The organism is Streptomyces sp. SP18CS02 (assembly GCF_036322365.1).
Classification (GTDB): domain Bacteria; phylum Actinomycetota; class Actinomycetes; order Streptomycetales; family Streptomycetaceae; genus Streptomyces.
Genome location: NZ_JAQYXC010000288.1, coordinates 173,575 through 189,350 on the forward strand (window position 1 = coordinate 173,575; position 15,776 = coordinate 189,350).

General features: G+C 72.1%; 13 protein-coding genes and 1 pseudogene. 10 read left to right on the plus strand and 4 right to left on the minus strand.

Going from position 1 to position 15,776, the window contains the following annotated elements; all coding sequences use genetic code 11:
- Nucleotides 1–222: 222 nt before the first annotated feature.
- Entirely contained in the window at nucleotides 223–1,188 is a 966-nt protein-coding gene (locus PUR26_RS19290; RefSeq protein ID WP_329873654.1) for a pirin family protein, read from the plus strand.
- Between the two features lie 491 nt (nucleotides 1,189–1,679).
- Here PUR26_RS19290 and PUR26_RS19295 read toward each other — a convergent pair whose 3' ends face one another.
- Nucleotides 1,680–2,096, minus strand: coding sequence for a CBS domain-containing protein (locus PUR26_RS19295; protein ID WP_329873655.1), 417 nt, complete (start codon nucleotides 2,094–2,096; stop codon nucleotides 1,680–1,682).
- 396 nt (nucleotides 2,097–2,492) lie between these two features.
- The gene (locus PUR26_RS19300; RefSeq protein WP_329873656.1) at nucleotides 2,493–2,720 is read right to left on the minus strand and encodes a DUF5133 domain-containing protein; all 228 of its coding nucleotides are present in this window, start codon (nucleotides 2,718–2,720) and stop codon (nucleotides 2,493–2,495) included.
- 277 nt (nucleotides 2,721–2,997) lie between these two features.
- Here PUR26_RS19300 and PUR26_RS34710 point away from each other — a divergent pair, with 277 nt between their 5' ends.
- Both PUR26_RS34710 and PUR26_RS19305 read left to right on the plus strand, forming a co-directional pair.
- Nucleotides 2,998–3,249 (plus strand): glycine cleavage system protein H, encoded by a 252-nt coding sequence (locus PUR26_RS34710; RefSeq protein ID WP_443077108.1) that lies wholly within the window; start codon nucleotides 2,998–3,000, stop codon nucleotides 3,247–3,249.
- Nucleotides 3,183–3,383 carry a hypothetical protein gene (locus PUR26_RS19305; RefSeq protein WP_329873657.1) on the plus strand — a complete coding sequence of 67 codons (201 nt, stop codon included), beginning with the start codon at nucleotides 3,183–3,185 and terminating at the stop codon, nucleotides 3,381–3,383. The genes PUR26_RS34710 and PUR26_RS19305 overlap by 67 nt, the downstream gene beginning before the upstream one ends.
- A 125-nt stretch (nucleotides 3,384–3,508) precedes the next feature.
- On the opposite strand, the gene PUR26_RS19310 is transcribed toward PUR26_RS19305, so the two are convergent.
- A complete protein-coding gene (locus tag PUR26_RS19310) occupies nucleotides 3,509–3,913 on the minus strand; it encodes a type II toxin-antitoxin system PemK/MazF family toxin (RefSeq protein ID WP_329873658.1) in 405 nt (134 codons plus the stop codon).
- Between the two features lie 109 nt (nucleotides 3,914–4,022).
- Between PUR26_RS19310 and PUR26_RS19315 the strand changes: the two are divergent.
- The 7 genes and pseudogenes from PUR26_RS19315 to PUR26_RS19345 all read left to right on the plus strand — a co-directional run.
- Nucleotides 4,023–4,618 (plus strand): annotated as a pseudogene (locus tag PUR26_RS19315) (IS701 family transposase); the annotation flags it as partial.
- A 365-nt stretch (nucleotides 4,619–4,983) separates the two neighbouring features.
- A complete protein-coding gene (locus tag PUR26_RS19320; protein WP_329873659.1) occupies nucleotides 4,984–6,384 on the plus strand; it encodes a DUF7507 domain-containing protein in 1,401 nt (466 codons plus the stop codon).
- Between the two features lie 287 nt (nucleotides 6,385–6,671).
- Nucleotides 6,672–7,949, plus strand: a complete 1,278-nt coding sequence (locus tag PUR26_RS19325; protein ID WP_329873660.1) for a peptide ligase PGM1-related protein — start codon at nucleotides 6,672–6,674, stop codon at nucleotides 7,947–7,949.
- 114 nt (nucleotides 7,950–8,063) lie between these two features.
- Nucleotides 8,064–8,927, plus strand: a complete 864-nt coding sequence (locus PUR26_RS19330; RefSeq protein ID WP_329873661.1) for a helix-turn-helix transcriptional regulator — start codon at nucleotides 8,064–8,066, stop codon at nucleotides 8,925–8,927.
- Between the two features lie 398 nt (nucleotides 8,928–9,325).
- Nucleotides 9,326–11,383: a transglycosylase domain-containing protein gene (locus PUR26_RS19335; RefSeq protein ID WP_329873662.1), complete on the plus strand. Its 2,058-nt coding sequence runs from the start codon at nucleotides 9,326–9,328 to the stop codon at nucleotides 11,381–11,383.
- The gene (locus tag PUR26_RS19340; protein ID WP_329873663.1) at nucleotides 11,380–12,693 is read left to right on the plus strand and encodes a hypothetical protein; all 1,314 of its coding nucleotides are present in this window, start codon (nucleotides 11,380–11,382) and stop codon (nucleotides 12,691–12,693) included. Before PUR26_RS19335 ends, PUR26_RS19340 begins: the two co-directional genes overlap by 4 nt.
- Before the next feature lie 668 nt (nucleotides 12,694–13,361).
- A complete protein-coding gene (locus tag PUR26_RS19345; protein ID WP_329873664.1) occupies nucleotides 13,362–13,541 on the plus strand; it encodes a DUF6480 family protein in 180 nt (59 codons plus the stop codon).
- An 84-nt stretch (nucleotides 13,542–13,625) separates the two neighbouring features.
- Here the strand turns inward: PUR26_RS19345 and PUR26_RS19350 are convergent, their stop codons facing one another.
- Nucleotides 13,626–15,275 (minus strand): M4 family metallopeptidase, encoded by a 1,650-nt coding sequence (locus PUR26_RS19350; protein ID WP_443077109.1) that lies wholly within the window; start codon nucleotides 15,273–15,275, stop codon nucleotides 13,626–13,628.
- Nucleotides 15,276–15,776 lie beyond the last annotated feature (501 nt).

The following is a 15,776-nucleotide window of genomic DNA, read 5'->3' on the forward strand; positions in this document are numbered from 1 at the left end:
GAGGGTGCGGCGGGCGCGGACCGTGAGAGCCAGGGGCGCGGCGGGCCGCACGATCGAGGCGGGAGGCGGGAGGCGGGAGGCGGGAGGCGGGAGGCGGGAGGCGGGAGGCGGACGTGTGCCGCCGTCGATGGCTCGCACGGTCCCGGGGGCACGGGTCCCCGCTCGCCACCGGCCGCTCACAAGGCACTCACGAAGGGCACCCGCACCCCCTAGGTTGGGCGCATGAGCAATCTCGATCGACAGGCCACACCCTCGGTCTGCGGTGGCCGCGGATTCGTCGTCGCGGAGCCGGTACGGGAACTGTTGAGCCCCCGCCGCGTCCAGCTCGGTGAATCCACCGAGGTGCGCCGCCTGCTTCCCAACCTCGGCCGCCGCATGGTGGGAGCGTGGGCCTTCGTCGACCACTACGGGCCCGACGACATCGCCGACGAGCCCGGCATGCAGGTCCCGCCCCATCCGCACATGGGCCTGCAGACCGTCAGCTGGCTGCATGAGGGGGAGGTGCTGCACCGCGACAGCACCGGCAGCCTCCAGACGATCCGGCCGCGCGAACTGGGACTGATGACCTCGGGACGCGCCCTTTCCCACTCCGAGGAGAGCCCCAGGCCGCACGCCCGGTTCCTGCACGGCGCGCAGCTCTGGGTGGCCCTGCCCGCGGCCCACCGCCAGGTCGAGCCGCACTTCCAGCACCACGCCGACCTCCCCCGGGTGACCGCCCCCGGCCTGACGGCCACGGTGATCCTCGGCTCCCTCGACGGCGCCCTCTCGCCGGGCGCGACGTACACGCCGCTGGTCGGCGCCGACCTGGCGATGGCGCGCGGCACGGCCACGAAGCTGCCGCTCGACCCGGACTTCGAGTACGCCGTCCTGTCCATGTCGGGCGAGGCCCATGTCGACGGGGTGCCGGTCATGCCCGGCTCGATGCTCTACCTCGGCTGCGGCCGCACCGAACTCCCGCTGCGCGCGGAGTCCGACGCGGGACTGATGCTGCTGGGAGGCGAACCGTTCGAGGAGGAGATCGTGATGTGGTGGAACTTCATCGGGCGGTCGCACGAGGAGATCGAGGAGGCGCGGCGGGACTGGATGGAGGGCACCCGTTTCGGTGAGGTGAAGGGCTACGACGGTGCCAGGCTCCCCGCTCCCGAGCTCCCGCCGGGGCCGCTGAAGCCACGGGGCCGGGTGCGCTGAACCGCGCCGTGCCCGGCGCGCCCCGGTTCGTGCGGAGGCCGGGCCGACGACGAAGCACGGCAACGCCGGTACCGGCAGGACCCCGTGGTCAGTGCGTGGTCAGAGCGCCGGGGCACGCGGCGTACGGCGCGCTCGGCGCATACCGCGCGGGCCGGGACGTGGCTCAGGCGCGCGGCACATCAGGACGTTCGTCGGGAACGGTCCGGTGACGGTGATCGGCGCGGCCGTGGGTCCGTCGGCCGCCACCCCCCTGGACCGCCGCCCGCCGCCGGCCGCCCGCCGCCCGCCGCCCGCCGTGAGGCGCGGCTCGGCCGGACCCGACGCGGCACCGCTCCGGAAGGCGCGTCGGGTCCGGCCGAGCAACCGGGCGGGGACCCCCGGGAGCAGCCCTCGCGAGCCGGCCACGGGCTTCGGCCACGACGACGCGTCGTCGGCCGCAGGGCATCGGCCGGTCAGGGGCCGGGCCGGTCTCCCGGGGAGGTCGGCGCAGGTCAGTCCGTGGACAGCGACTCCAGGAGGTCACCCGCCTTGGCATCGGGCAGGGAACGGGCGACATCGGCCAGGGCCACCATGCCGACCAGGCGGTGGCCGTCGATCACCGGCAGGCGCCGCACCTTGTGCCCGCTCATGGTGCGCAGGATCTCCTGCGCGTCGTCGTCGGCGCCGATGGTGACCGCCTCGCCCTGCGCCAGGTCACCGGCCTTCACCTGCGCCGGGTCCTTGCCCGCGCCCAGCACCTTGACCACGATGTCACGGTCGGTCAGGACGCCCTTGAGCCTGTCGTCCGTGCCGCAGATCGGCAGCGCGCCGACACCCAACCGGGTCATCTTCTTCGCGGCGTCGAGCACCGTCTCCTGGGCGCCGACGCATTCGGCGCCCTCCGTCATGATCTGGCGAGCCGTTGTCATCCCGCACCACTCCCTTCTGTGCGCTCCGTTCACCACACCACCCGCCACGCGCGGACGGCGTCCAAGCGGAAGATGGGTGCCCCGAGCGGGGGTGGCGCGTAACAGGCGTGGGCGGCGTTCCACCCGGCCGCGCTGCGCCGGGCGGGTGGACGACGAGTTCCGGCCACCGGCTTGCCGGTGCGTCCCGGCCGGATCGTGCCCGGGGGGATCCGGCCGGAAGGCAGGGAGGCGGAACGGGTCTCCGGGCCGGGACGCTCGTCCCGCCGGCCCCGGTGCGGTCGGCGGGTCCATGAGCCGGCCGGCGACCGGGGCCGGCGCACACAGCCGTGCGGCAGGCGCGAGGGGCCAGGGGGGGGAGGGGGGAGGGGGCAGGCGACGAACCGTCGGCGGACGCCCTCAGGCGATGAGGAGGGAGTCGTCCTCCAGGCGTGTGGCGCGCAGTTGCCGACGGGCCGCGGCCAGGGCGGACTCGCCGTCCCGTGTCCCGGTGGAGACACACAGCGTGTAGGTCACGTCCTCCAGACGCCGGCGTACCTGAGGCGTGTCGGCCTGGGCGTGCAGGCCCTTCAGCGTCTCGTACTCCTCGATGAGCTTGGCAAGAACAGCGGGGTGTGCCATCAGCACAACAGATCTCCTTCGTCACACCGTCAGGCGCCGTGGGCCACGGGTGTCACGCTGGTGCCCCGAGCACTTCCTTCCATGCGGGAGGGAGCACACTTGGCCGAATATGACTCCTCGTCACGCGTGCGTCGGCGGTTCCGGACGGCGGCGGACGGCGCCCGGCTCACCGGCGCGGGTGATGCTCCGGAGCGTGCGGCACGACCTGTAGCAGGCTCTGTGACCGGCTCGCGTCCCGCAGGCCGCGGGGGCCTCGAACGGCGACCTCTGCGGAGGGTTTCGCATGGCTCCGTTCCCGGACGAGCGCAAGTACACCAGGGGCCACGAGTGGGCGCGTCCCACGGGTGACGGGCGGGTGCGGATCGGCGTCACGGACTTCGCGCAGCGGCAGCCGGGCGACATCGTCCATGTCGAGCGGCCGAAAGCCGGGGACACCTTCGAGGCCTCCGAGCCGTTCGGCAGCGTGGAGTGGTCAAGTCGCTCAAGGCGGTCTCCGAGGTCTCCCTGCCGGCCGCCGGCGAAGTCACCCAGGTGAACGAGAGCCTCGACGGCGAGCCGGAGCGGCTCAGCACCGACCCGTACGGCGAGGGCTGGATCGTGCGGACCGCCCTGTCCGGTCCCAGGACCTGGACGGCCTCCTCGCGGCCGCCGAGTGCGAGCGGTACGTGAAGGACGGGACCGCCGACCAGTACTCCAGCCGTAGATCGTGATCTCGATGGTGAGGGGCGCCGAGGCGCCAGTCGGACAGCGTCGGCCATCTGGCCGACCACCCACGTCGTCGGCTCCTTCTCCCTCTACCCGAGTTCACCGAGACGGAGGGCGTCCCTCATCTCGCTGAGCTTCGCGGTCGTCGCCGGCGTCTGCTCCTGCGCTTGTTCGGCGAGTCGGAGCGCGTCGTCGATCTCGCTGAGCTTCGCGGAGGACAGGACGGCCGCCCGCTCTATGAGGTCGTCCCGGGACACAGTGGTCAGCCACGTGCAAGGGGTGAAGCCCGGACGCGGGAACGCGAGCCGCAGCACGCCTTCGAACGGCAGTCCTTCACCGGCGCCCACCATCACTTCGATGCCCAGACCGCTGATGTCGACGCCCGCCGGAGCGACGACCTGCATCACCCGGATCCCGGACGTGTCCTCTCCTGACAGCAGTACGACCAACCTCCGCTCGTCGAACCGGACCCACCAGACTTCGCCACGTTGCACAAGTCCTCCAGCCACAGGACGGCAGACAGACGCTGCGCGACCCTGACGCGCAGTGGAGACGGGCGCGGCCCCCGTTGATCATCGGTGTGTGAAGACCGAAGATCACGCGGTGGCGGCAGGTCACAGCGTAGACCCTGCCCACTGGCAGGAGGTGTTCGAGGGCCTGATGAACCGGATAGCTGGACGGTTCACGCGGGTCGAATCCCGGCACCAAGCCCGGAAGTCGGCACTCGGCCTGCTGTCGGACCTGCCGCGCAAGAACCGCTGGACCATCGCCGAGCCGAGTGGGCCGGGGACAGAGCCCCGGACGGATGCAGCACCTGCTCGGGCGGGCCAAGTGGGACGCCGACCAGGTCCGCGACGACGTGGGTGACGACGTGGTGGAACATCTGCACGACGACGAGGCGGTGCTGGTGGTCGACGAGACCGGCGACGTGAAGAAAGGCACCGACACTGCCGGTGTCCGGCGCCGGTACACCGGCACCGCCGGACGCGTCGAGAACAGCCAGGTAGCCGTGTACCTCGCCTGCTCGACCCCGCGAGGGCACGCGGCGATCGACCCGGGAACTGTACGTTCCGCGTTCCTGGGCCTGCGACCCCGGCCGCTGCCGGGCAGCCGGCCTCGGTGACAAGACGGAGTTCGCGACCAAGCCGGAGCTGGCCGCTCGCATGGTCACCCGATTCCTGGACGCCGGCCACCGGGCACGAGGGCGCCGCCGGGCCGGGCCCGGGGAGTCGGCAACCTGTCGAAGACCAGGTTCACTCCCGCGGGTTCGGGCGTGGCGGATCAGGCCGGAGGTTTCGGCCATATGGGTGGTGGACCTGGTTGCTGTGGTGACCTGAGTGCCGGGGGATGCGCAACCCGGAGGAGCGCCGAGAGACACGCCGGGCATTCCTCCGTACATATGTCACGCAAACCTGCCCAACGGCATTGGCCGAAGCAGAATCATGGTCACTTTCGGTGGTTCCCTCTGTGCGATGTGCTTCCCGGGGTCCCGGTCCGGCCCGGCACACATCCGTGGTCCGGTCGGCGGCACCTCCCAGCCAGCGCCGAACGAAGGGAACAAGCAATGTCCACGCCTCCTCCCGCTCCGCTCCGTGTCGCACTGGTCAACGGCAGCTTCGAAGAGCCCGTCGTCACCGATTACGAGATCCTGCCGGACGCCTCCCAGACGCAGGCCGCCAAGAAGGTGCCGGGCTGGCTCACCACCGCGACCGATCACCGCATCGAGCTGTGGCGGTCCGGCTTCTCGGGAGTGCCGGCGGCGGACGGCGCCCAGTTCGCCGAACTCAACGCGAACCAGGTGGCCACGCTCTACCAGGACCTGCCGACCACCCCCGGCTCCAAGCTCTACTGGCGGCTCTACCACCGTGGACGCAACGGCCAGGACACCATGGCGCTCGACATCGGCGCGCCGGGCTCCACGGTCGAGCAGCGGCGTTTCACCGACGGCAACACCGCCTGGGGCTACTACACGGGCACCTACACCGTTCCGGCCGGTCAGACGAACACCCGGTTCGCCTTCCGCTCGATCTCCGCGGCGGGCGGGAACCAGGGCATCGGGAACTTCCTGGACGGTGTCTTCTTCGGCACCGCGCCCCTCGTGGTGCTCACCAAGACCGCCATCCCCGCGGGGCCGCTGGAGGTGGGTGACGTCATCACCTACCGCGTCAATGCCAGGAACGAGGGCGGCGGCGCGGCAGAGAACCTGACCCTGTCCGACGTCGTCCCACCCGGTACCACGTACCTGCCGGGGTCCCTGCGCGTCGTCGACGGACCCAACGCCGGACCCAAGAGCGACGGCGACGGCGACGACCAGGCGTACTTCGACGCCCGGGGGAACCAGGTGGTGTTCCGTCTCGGCAACGGCGCCTCCGGAGCCCAGGCGGGCAGTCTGCCCAGCACCGAGACCCTGCCCGGGGGGACCACGGTGGAGTACCGGGTGACCATCGACCGGGCCAGCGGCGGCAAGCGGATCGCCAACACGGCCACCGCCACCTACGAGAACCGTCTGGGGCCGGCCCCCGAGAACCTGACGGCCACGTCCGACGAGGCGGTCACGGACGTCAGGCCGGCTGCCGACCTGACCGTGGTGAAGGCGGCCGACGCGACCACGGTGACCGTCGGACAGACGGTGACCTACCGGGTCACGGTCGGCAACACCGGGCCGAACCGGGCCACCGGGGTGACCGTCGCCGACCAGCTGCCCGACGGCCTCACCTTCCTGTCCGCCGACTCCTCCGCCGGCACCTACGACCCCGCCGCCGGCGTGTGGACGGTCGGCGACCTGGCCGAGGGAGACACCGCGACGCTCGTCCTGCGGGCCAAGGCCACCACGACGGGCCGGACCACCAACACCGCGACCGCCACGGCCGCCGAGAAGGACCCCGACCCCACCGACAACACCGACGGCGTCACCGTCTGCGTCGAGCGCGCCCCCTCCTGCTGCGACCCCTGCGCCACCGAATAGGAGCGCCTGCCGCCGCTGCGACGCGCCGTTCTCCGCCGCCGGGCGGCGGCGAGGCGACGAAGGCGCGGCCCGTCGCGCGCCGGCCGGGCACCGCGGGCACCTCCACCGGCCCCCGGCCGGCCCCCGCTGGCGGGTCGCCCCGGCCCGGAGGCGCGCTGTCGTGCGCCGGGGCACCCGCCGGCCCCGGCCCGGCCGCGCGGGAACTCCCGGCGGGCGGGCGGCCGGCGGGCGGCGGAGGTAGGTTGCCGGTGTGGGCCGGTGCTCCCCGAGGGGAACGGAGAAGCGGTGTGGAGCAACGTTCGCCGTGGATCGTCTACGCGAATTTCGTCTCCGATCTGGCACTGGGTCTGGAGGCGGACGCCGTGCTGGAGCGGTGGGCCACGCAGGCCCCCCGTAAGGTCTGGCTGCTCCAGGCCGGGGACGTCCTCGTCTCGCCTGTCCCGGTGGGCCGGGCCTTCACCTCCTACGCGCTCGATCTGCTCGGCGTTCCCGGCGACAGCGTGTCCGTGGTCCACGTGCCGTCCCGTGGGGGCACCGCCATGGCGGAGGCCCTGCGTCACGCGGGGCTGATGGGGCCCCTGAGAGCGCTGCTCGCCGACCGTGACGGTGCCGCCCTGCTGCCCACCGCTCTGGACGCCTCGTCGGTCGCCCTGGCCGCGGAACTGGGTGTCCCCGTGGCCCCCTATACGGAGGTCGGCGCGGCAGCGGCCGCGCTGGACGTCACCTCCCGGCTCAACACCAAGACGGGCTTCCGTCAGGTGGCCGGAGAGCTGGGCATCCGGCTGCCGCGGGGGTGCGCGTGCCCCCGGAGCCGGCTCGACGAGGTCGTGCCGCGGCGGCTGGCCGCCTCCGGTCGCGCCGTGCTCAAGCCCGATCGTTCCGCGGGGGGCCACGGCATGAGGTTCGTCTCGCCCTCCGACGCGTGGTGGTCGGGCATCGACCAGGAGGGCCTGGGCGGTGCCGAGGGGCTGTGGGTCGTGGAGGAGTGGCTCGACGTGGCCCACTCCGTGAGCATCCAGATGGAGGTGGGCCCGCAGGGGGTCCGCCCGGTCTTCAACGGAGAGATGCGCACGGTCGACGGGGTGTTCGCCGGGTACGTGTCCCCGCTGGCCGGGGAGAGGGCGGACGCGGCGGCCGAGCTGGAGCAGTGGGGGGCGTCCCTGGGGGACCACCTGGCGAGCGGCGGGTACGCCGGTCCGTTCAGCATCGACGCGGTGATCACCCGGGACGGCACACTGCTCGCCACGGAGAGCAACATCCGTCGTACGGCCACCACCACCCCCCAGGTCATGGTCGATCGGCTGGCACGCTCCGCCGGCCTGGACGAGCCGCCCGTATGGCTCCTCGACAACGGGCGCACCGTGCTCGCGTACGACTTCGAGACGGCGGCGAGCCGGGTGGGCGCGGCCGGCGTCGGCTGGAACCGCGACACCGGGGAGGGGGTGGTGCTGTACGCGGACGCCCCCGGTGACGGACGGTCGTGGCGCTACGGGATCATCGGTGCGAGGCATGATCGGGTCCTCGAACTGGAGGCCCGCCTGGCTGATGTGATGGACTTCGGCTGATCAGTCGATCGGCTGGACCGGCGGCTCTCCGGAACGCTCCGTGCCGGCCGTGGATCCCGCCAGGATGTGTCCACACCGCCGGGTCCCTCCGGCGCCCCCGAAGGAGCCGGACAGATGCCAACCCCCGCCGCCGGCCATGAACTCGGTGCGTTCCTCCGGGCCCATCGCGCCCTGCTCAAGCCCCAGGACGTGGGCCTGCCCACGACGTCCCGTCGCCGGAACCCCGGTCTGCGCCGGGAGGAGGTCGCCGCGCTCTCCGGTGTGAGCATCGCCTGGTACACGTGGCTGGAGCAGGGAAGGGTCACCGCGTCGCGACAGGTACTGGAGTCCATCGGCCGGGTGCTGAGGCTCGACGACTCCGAAGTGCGCCACGCGCTGCGGCTGGCCGGCTACGACGAACCCGACGCGAGCGCCGCCCTCGGATCCTCGGAGGGGGCGCTCCAGTCCGTGCTGGACTCCTGGCCCGCCAGCCCGGCCGCCCTGCTCGACCGGAACTTCGACCTGACGGCGTGGAACGCGGCGTGGTCGGCCGTCTGGGGTGATCCCTCGGCCCTGCCCGCCGACCGCCGGAACCTGATGTGGTTAGTGGCGGCCGACGAGCACATGCGCGACGTGCTGGGGGACACCGAATGGGAGCCGCTGGCCGCGAGCGTCTTCCGGTACTTCCGGGCCCAGACCGGGCTGAACCTGCCGGACGAGCGCACCGCCGAGCTGTACAGCCGGCTCGCGGTCGACGCCCCGGAGCTGAGTCATTGGTGGAGCTGCCACTCCCTGGACGAGCCCGCCTCCCGCGTCGTCACCGTCACACCGCACGGCAGCGCGCCGATCCGGGTGTCCATGTCGTCCCTGCGTCCCATGGACGCTCCCTCGTCGTTGATCCTGCTCTTCACCCCGGTGAACGGGGAGGACGGTGCCAGGGTCTCGGCCCTCGTGCACCGCTCGCCGCGTTCGGTCCGTTCGGCGACCGGCGTGCTCTGAGAGCGGGTCAGGGACCGATGGAGGCGCACCTCGCGCTGCTTCCGCCCGCGGGCGGAGGCCGCCGTCACGCGCGGGCAACGGCTCCGCGGCCCGCGGGGGCCGTCCTCGCACCGCCTTCGCCGTGCGGCCCGGTGGCCGTCCTCGTCCGGTCCGCTGGGCCCGGTGTCGTGGCGCGGTCGGCGGAGGCCGCCCGCCTGCCCGCCGCCCCCCCCGCCCCAACGGTCGCGGCAACGGTTCCCGTTAGGTCGTCGGAGGGGCCTGTTATCTTTACGTGACGTCGCGAAGATCACTCTCGGTCAGGTTTGAGGGGGTGGTTTTGTGGTGGATTCGTCGCGCCGCTTACAGATGTCGGACGGGTGCTCGCTGTTGCGTGCGGCCCTAGTCATGGCTGGACGGGGATGACCGAGCACAGCACTTACAGAAGAGCCGCGCAGTATCTGCGGGACGCGGCAGAGCCCCTGACCAGGACGAGACACCGAGGCAAGCGGGCAAAGCCGCGCCGGCCGCGCCTGCGCAGGCCGGACTACCCGCGATCCGGCCGCACCGGCTGGCGACGCTGGATACCGTCATGGCGTCAGCTGGTGCTGTCGTTCCTGACGGCCGTGGTGTCTCTCACCGTGGTGGTCGGCGTTGCCTATTCGCGTACCGAGATACCCGAGGATCTCAACTCCTTCGCCACCCAGCAGGACAACGTCTACTACTGGTCGGACGGTTCGCGGATGGCCCGCACGGGCTGGGTGAGCCGCCAGGAGATGCCCCTGGAGAAGATCCCCGAGCACGTCCGCTGGGCCGTACTCGCCGCCGAGAACGCCGACTTCTACTCGGACCCCGGTGTCTCGGTGGGCGGCATCACCCGTGGTCTGCTGCGGACCGTCGGCGAGGGTGACACCCAGGGCGGGTCCACCATCACCCAGCAGTACGTCAAGAACGTCTACCTCACCCAGGACCAGTCGTTCTCCCGGAAGTTCACCGAGATGCTGCTGGCCATCAAGCTGGACCGCCACCTCAGCAAGGACCAGATCCTTGAGGACTACCTCAACACCAGCTGGTTCGGCCGGGGCACCTACGGACTGCAGCGGGCCTCCCAGGCGTACTACGGCAAGGAGGTCACCCAGCTCAACGCGAGCGAGGGAGCCTTCCTCGCCGCCCTGCTGAAGGGCGCCTCGCTCTACGACCCCGCCGTCCGGCCGGCCAACCGCGAGCGTGCCGTCGAGCGGTGGTCGTGGACGCTGGACCGGATGGTCGAGATCGGCAAGCTCTCCCGGGAGGAGCGCGCCCGCTACACGACGTTCCCCGAACCGAGGAAACCGACCCGGCCGAACAGCGCGGGGGGCCAGGACGGTTACCTCGTCGAGCTCGCCGAGACGTACGCAAAACGCGCGGGACACATCACCGAGGAACAGTTCGCCCTCGGCGGCTACCAGATCTACACGACCTTCGACAAGCGACGCATGACCGCCCTCACCAAGGCCGTCGGGGACTCCCGCGCCACGCTGGACCCGAAGGACCGCGACGCCGACCGGTACGCCCGATTCGGAGCCGCCTCCGTCGCTCCCGACGGCCGCATACTCGCCGTCCACGGCGGACCGGACCACAAGAAGCAGGCCTTCAACGAGTCCAACACCGCCACCGTCCCGGCCGGAACGGCCTTCACCCCCTTCGTCTACGCCGCCGCCCTGGAACACGGCGTCCAGCGCGAGCGCAACGGCCCCCGGGTCCCGGTCACCCCCTCGACCGTCTACGACGGCGACGACGGCGTCACCCTCAGAACGCCGGAGGGGCCCTACTGGGACCGCGGCGGCAAGATGGTCAAGGGCCACAACCTCGACGGCCGCTCCCACGGCCGTATCTCCCTGCGACAGGCCATGGCGGACTCCGCCGACGCGCCCTTCCTGCAACTCGGCATGGACGTGGGTCTGGACCGGGTGCGCGGCACGGCCCAGTCGGCCGGACTGCTCCCCGCCAGTTTCGGGCCGCCCGTGCCCGACTTCGCGCTCGGCAACTCCACGCCGAGCGCCATCCGCATGGCCGCCGCCTACAGCACGTTCGCCGCCCGGGGCACCCATACGGAGCCGTACTCCGTGCAGCGGATCACCCGCAACGGCGCGCCCGTGCCCCTGACCGCGCCGCGCTCCAAGCGGGCCGTGAGCCCCGCCGTGGCCGCTCGGGTCACCGAGGCGCTCGGTCCCGGTGGACGGGGCGAGTACGCCGGGAAGAGCGGCGGCACCAAGGACGACACGGCCCGTTGGTACGTCGGGTACGGCGGTGGCGAGTCGACGGCGGTCGTCGTCTACCGCATGGACCTCGCCAAGAGCCTCGCGCCGCTGCCGCTGGAGGGCCTGGGCGGGGAATCCTCGGCCGGCCCGGACCAGCCCGCGGAGATCTTCGACCAGTACACGGACGCGGTGTCGCGGAGCAAGGGCGCCACCGAGACCCAGAAGGGGAAGTCGAGATGACCTGGAACAAGGCGGCCGTGCGGCGGGCGTGGTCCCGGGTGGGCACCCGCGGCGTGGGCCTCGGGGCGGCGGCGGTGCTGATCGCGACCGGCTCGATCACTCTCCTCCCCCGGCTGACGGGCGGCGCCCAGGAGGACACGGCGTCCCCGACGAGCCCCAGCACGGCACCGTCGCCACGGTCGGCGACCGGCGGGAAGGGCACGGGCGCCGCCAAGGGGGCCGACGAGGAGAAGTGGGACGGGAAGGTCGAGATCCTGGGCGACGGGTCCACCTCGTACACCGGTCCTCAGCCCGGACAGCTGAAGCCCCAGCGCCTCAAGCCCGGCCAGAAGCCGCCGCAGTTCGTCGTCTTCTCCTGGGACGGCGCCCTGGAGGGCGACGACCGGATGTTCTCCAGGTTCCGCAAGGTTGCCGAGGAGAGCGGCGCCCACATGACCTTCTTCCTCACCGGCATCTACCTTCTGCCGGAGGAGAAGAAGAAGCTGTACCGGCCGCCCCAGCACGGGGTGGGATCGGCCGCGATCTCCTACCCCACCCGCGAGCACATCCGCACCACCCTGGAGCAGCTCGGCAAGGCGTGGAAGGAGGGCCACGAGATCGGCTCGCACTTCAACGGCCACTTCTGCGGCGCCAAGGGCGGCGGCGACTGGAGCAAGGACGAGTGGACCGCCGAGATCGACCAGTTCTACTCCTTCGTGCAGAACTGGAAGACGAACACGGGCTTCGACGACATCGACCCGCTGCCGTTCGACCCCACCCGTGAGGTCGTCGGCGGGCGCGCGCCCTGTCTGGAGGGGCAGAAGACCCTCATACCGGCCTCCAAGCCCTTCGGCTGGCGCTACGACGCGAGCTCCGCGGGCGACTTCCAGATATGGCCGCAGAAGAAGAACGGGGTCTGGGACCTCCCCCTGCAGATGCTCCCCTTCCCGGGCAAGGACTTCCAGGTCCTGTCCATGGACTTCAACTATCTGTACAACCAGTCCAAGGGCCTCACCCAGGGCGATCCGTCCCAGTACTCCCTCTGGCGCGAGCAGACGCGGGACTCGTACCTGGCCGGCTTCGAGCGCGTGTTCCACGGGAGCAGGGCGCCGATGTTCATCGGCAACCACTTCGAGGACTGGAACGGGGGCATCTACATGGATGCCGTCGAGGACGTGATGCGGGACGTCTGCCGGCGCAAGGAGGTGCGGTGCGTCTCCTTCAGCGAACTCACCGACTGGCTGGACGCGCAGGACCCGAAGGTGCTGGCCCAGTGGCGTCTGCTCGACCCCGCCCAGCCGGCCGGCTGGGCGTCGCCGGGCACGTCGTGACACCGGGCGCCTGACGGACCGCGCGCCGGATACGGCGCGGTGGGGTCCGCCGTGGCGGTCCGTGGTGAGGGTTCCGCCGCGGCGGACGGTGACGCGGCGTGCGCCCGGACGGCCGGGAGCGGCGGCCCTGCGGCTACGGCCCCTGCCCCGTCGTGCCTCCGCCCTGGGCGGTCCCCGCCGGAGTGACGGGGGCGGGTTCCGCGGCCGTGCCGACCGTGTCGGCCGGCGGCCCGGCGGGCCGGCCGGCCGCCCCGCCGCTCGCCGGGAGCCCCGGCCCGCGACCGCCGTCGGTCCGGGCGGGGACCGCCTGTCCGAGCATCAGCCCCCCTCCCATCGCGAGGACAGCCGTCACCTGGCGTCCTCCCACCCGTGTACTTCGGCCCGACATCGGTCCTCCTGCCGCCCTGTCACCGGATCGTTCCGGTCGGTGTCGACCAGCAGGGTGGCAGGCCCCGCTCGGCGCGCGCCCGTTTTCCCGCCGGGCTTCGCCCGTACGGAGCAATCGCGCGCCCCCGCCGGTCCGGCGGCGGTCCCTTCGGGGTGCCCCGGAGACGCGCCCGCCGGGCGGGTACCGCCCGCCGCGGGGCACCGGGCCGGAGCGGGGCCGCCGACCGGGGCCGCGGCACGTTGCGGGTGCGGGCACCCGGCCGCGGGGTCAGCATGGAGGTATGCCCAATGACCGAAAGCCACCCGGGGAGACGCCCCCGGCGGAGGGGTCGACGGCGGAAGCCCACGAGGAGCGCCACGACGGCGGTGTGTGGGAGCACCCGATGCTGTGGGTCGCCGTCATCGGCCTCGTCGTGATCTTCGTCGCCGCGTACTTCGTCGCCCGCGTCTTCAGCCTCTGAGGACCGGCCCCCGCCCGCGCCGAGGGAGACGACGGACCTGCCGGCGCCCCCGAGGGGGCACCGGCAGGCACGTGCGTGCGGGAGCTACTTCACATTGACCGCGGCCCAGGCCTTGCCGACGGCCTGGTACTCGGCGCCGGTCGCACCGTAGAGGTCGCTCGCGGCCTTCAGCGTGGCGGTACGGGCACCGGCGTAGTTGGTCGAGGACGTCATGTAGGTGGACAGGGCCTTGTACCAGATCTTGTACGCCTTGACCCGGCCGATGCCCGTGACGGTGGAGCCGTCGGAGGTCGGGGAGTTGTAGCTGACGCCGTTCACGGTCCGGGCGCCGCTGCCCTCGGCGAGCAGGAAGAAGAAGTGGTTGGCCACCCCGGACGAGTGGTGCACGTCGAGGTTGCCGACGCTCTTCGACCAGTAGTCTGCCGAGCTGCCGTCCTTGCTGGGCTTGTCCATGTAGCGCAGCGGGCTGCCGTCGCCCCGGATGTCGATCTTCTCGCCGATCAGGTAGTCGCCCTTGTCGGCGGTGTTGTTGGCGTAGAACTCCACGGCCGTGCCGAGGATGTCGGACGTCGCCTCGTTGAGCCCGCCGGACTCACCGCTGTAGCGCAGACCCGCGGTACGGGAGGTGAGGCCGTGGCTCATCTCGTGACCCGCCACGTCCAGCGAGGTCAGCGGGTGGGTGTTGGCCGTGCCGTCGCCGTACGTCATGCAGAAGCAGCTGTCGTCCCAGAAGGCGTTGACGTAGGCGTTGCCGTAGTGGACCCGGGAGTAGGCGGCCTTGCCGTCTCCCGCGATGCCGTTGCGGCCCAGCTCGTTCTTGTAGAAGTCCCAGGTGGTGGCGGCGCCGTAGTGGGCGTCCACGGCGGCCGTCTGACGGTTGGTGGCCAGGCCGTTGCCCCACACGTCGTCGGTGTCGGTGAAGAGGGTGCCGGTGCCGCTGGTGCCACCCTTCAGGTCGTACGTCCTGTGGGCTCCGCGTCCGGCGTCGGTGAGGCTGAAGCCCGACGACGTGCTTGTGGTGCCGAGGGTCACGGAGCCGCTGTACTGGCTCGTGCCGCTGCCCGTCTCGATCGCCTCGAAGGCGAACAGCTGCTTTCCGGTGGTGGCGTCGGTGACGACGTGCCGTTCACTGGGCGTGCCGTCGTGGGCGACGCCGGTGACGACGGTCTCGTAGGCGAGGACCGGCTTGCCGGAGGCGGCCCAGACGACCTTGCGCGGAGTTCTGGCGGCGGTGGCCCCCGCCGCGTCGCCCGCTTCGAGGGCGGCGGCGGTCAAGGCGCTCTTCCTGGCGGCGGCGGCACCGACGGTGGCGTCCGTGGACGCCACGGCTATCCGCGCCTCCGTCGCCTTGGTGACGCCCTTGAGCTTTCCGTCCCGGGCGGTGTGGGTGACCAGGTCGCCGCCGAGGACGGGCAGCCCGGCGTAGGTGCGTTCGTAACGCGTGTGGACGGTGCCGTCGGCGTCCTTGACGACGTCGCGGACCACCAACTGCTCCTTGGTGGTGTCCAGTCCGATGCCGCGCGCGGTGGTCGCGGCGCCGGCCTGGGCCTGCTGGAGGGCGCCCGCGCGCTGTGCGGCGCTCAGGGGCAGCGCCGAGGCGGAGGGGGCGTCGGAGGCCGGGCGGGGCGCCGCGGCGGGGCCGGCGGTCGCGGTACCGGCCTGGAGGCCGAGGACGACCATCGCTGCGGTGGCGGCGAGCGTGGTGGCGCGCAGGGAAGTCTTGCGAGGGGACACGAGGTCTCCGTTCTCTCGCTCGGTGGGGGGTGCGGCTGGAGCGAGAGTGCCAGCGAATGATCACAGTTGACAGGAGCAGTTCAACTTCTTGACCAGCTCTTGTCCTTCTGATGAACAACTGTGTTCGTTATGCGGGCGGAGTGGGTGCTCATGACACGGCTTGGGCAACACGCCCCGGAAAAGGCCCCGTTGGTCTTTCTTGACGGACCGTGACATCGCTTGGGTGCGCTTGTGGAGCTTTGACGGTGTTGCGCCCGGCTCCCGGGCCGCCGTGGTCGGGGCGGGGCGGGCCGGGTGGGGCGGGGCGGCAGGCGGTGTTTCCATCCGCTCACGTGGCCGGGCGCCCCGGCGGTCGTGGGCGCCTGCCCGTGGCCGACGAGCCGGGCCGGGCCGTGGCCCGGCCGGACGGGGACGACGGACCGCTCCGAGGGCCGAGGCGGCCGGCGGCGGAAGCAGGGTCCTGCTCGGAGGGCGGCCGCTCGTGACGGCGGCCTGTACGGC

What these genes read in the sequence shown, in the direction of transcription:
- PUR26_RS19290 (WP_329873654.1), top strand. Translation starts at nt 223, where the DNA reads ATGAGCAATCTCGATCGACAGGCCACACCCTCGGTCTGCGGTGGCCGC.
- PUR26_RS19295 (WP_329873655.1), bottom strand. Translation starts at nt 2,096, where the DNA reads ATGACAACGGCTCGCCAGATCATGACGGAGGGCGCCGAATGCGTCGGC.
- PUR26_RS34710 (WP_443077108.1), top strand. Translation starts at nt 2,998, where the DNA reads ATGGCTCCGTTCCCGGACGAGCGCAAGTACACCAGGGGCCACGAGTGG.
- PUR26_RS19320 (WP_329873659.1), top strand. Translation starts at nt 4,984, where the DNA reads ATGTCCACGCCTCCTCCCGCTCCGCTCCGTGTCGCACTGGTCAACGGC.
- PUR26_RS19330 (WP_329873661.1), top strand. Translation starts at nt 8,064, where the DNA reads ATGCCAACCCCCGCCGCCGGCCATGAACTCGGTGCGTTCCTCCGGGCC.
- PUR26_RS19335 (WP_329873662.1), top strand. Translation starts at nt 9,326, where the DNA reads ATGACCGAGCACAGCACTTACAGAAGAGCCGCGCAGTATCTGCGGGAC.
- PUR26_RS19340 (WP_329873663.1), top strand. Translation starts at nt 11,380, where the DNA reads ATGACCTGGAACAAGGCGGCCGTGCGGCGGGCGTGGTCCCGGGTGGGC.
- PUR26_RS19345 (WP_329873664.1), top strand. Translation starts at nt 13,362, where the DNA reads ATGCCCAATGACCGAAAGCCACCCGGGGAGACGCCCCCGGCGGAGGGG.